This is a genomic window from Candidatus Nitrosarchaeum limnium BG20, assembly GCF_000241145.1.
GTDB classification, from domain to species: domain Archaea; phylum Thermoproteota; class Nitrososphaeria; order Nitrososphaerales; family Nitrosopumilaceae; genus Nitrosarchaeum; species Nitrosarchaeum limnae.
Window position 1 is genome coordinate 1 of record NZ_AHJG01000278.1, and the last position, 841, is coordinate 841.

Here is an 841-nt window from a genome sequence, read left to right on the forward strand (position 1 = left end):
TTGCAACCACAAGCCCATATACAAAATACCAATACGGAAAAACGTTTGGGATTGGTAGAAGAATTGCAATGGAGATAAAACAGGCTCAGGAAGAAGACAGATTAGACGAAATAGTCACCTAAATTATTTGAAGAATAATCTATTCTAGAATAAAACTATCACATCCAGAACTACAGGGTTTATTCATAACTCCCTCACATTTTCCATGTTCATCATGTGCTATTCTTTGATGCCCACAAACACTACATTTACTCCTAAAAAAGACGACCAGTTCTTTCATAGACATATCTAATTTTTCAATTTTAGAATTTAGTGAGGAATGATTAGATTTTCCAGACATAACTCATCTAAATTTTGTTCAAACTTAAGGATTTTGAAATATAAATTCTCCAAAATAATTCCATGGAATTGTTTTTTTCAAAAATACCAAAGACATATTTTATTGACAACAAAATAGTGATTGTTAATTGGCTAGATTAGGAAATATATAGAATACCTAACGTTTTGATTCAAATAATTATAGAACGGTTTTTGTTTGAATTAAAATGCTGGATGCCAATTAACATCAAAATACAAAGTCTTTATTGATAGACTTTTAATAAAATTACAAATGTCAAGAACAATTTACATTCGCGAGATCATTACAATATTGAAAGAGCCAAAACTTTGTCCTACATGCCAAAAAGGAGATAGATTAGAAAAAAACATAGTTTTTGAAAGAAAAACAGATGGACAGACACTGCTATGTACAAGATGTGAAGCACTAACAGTAATCACAAACCATAATCTCAAAGAAGTGGAATTAGTAGCTGCAAAAGATGATCAAGTTATGTTAAAAGAG

At 30.1% G+C, this 841-nt stretch carries 3 protein-coding genes; 2 read left to right on the forward strand and 1 reads right to left on the reverse strand.

The window, feature by feature from the left end; all coding sequences use genetic code 11:
* Nucleotides 1–122 (forward strand): DUF1297 domain-containing protein (locus tag BG20_RS13800; protein ID WP_010194636.1); only part of this gene is annotated, 122 nt, incomplete at its 5' end.
* A gap of 17 nt (nt 123–139) precedes the next feature.
* On the opposite strand, the gene BG20_RS09725 is transcribed toward BG20_RS13800, so the two are convergent.
* Nucleotides 140–340, reverse strand: a complete 201-nt coding sequence (locus BG20_RS09725; RefSeq protein WP_010194638.1) for a hypothetical protein — start codon at nt 338–340, stop codon at nt 140–142.
* Between the two features lie 270 nt (nt 341–610).
* Between BG20_RS09725 and BG20_RS09730 the strand changes: the two genes are divergently transcribed.
* Nucleotides 611–841 (forward strand): hypothetical protein (locus BG20_RS09730; RefSeq protein ID WP_010194639.1); only part of this gene is annotated, 231 nt, incomplete at its 3' end.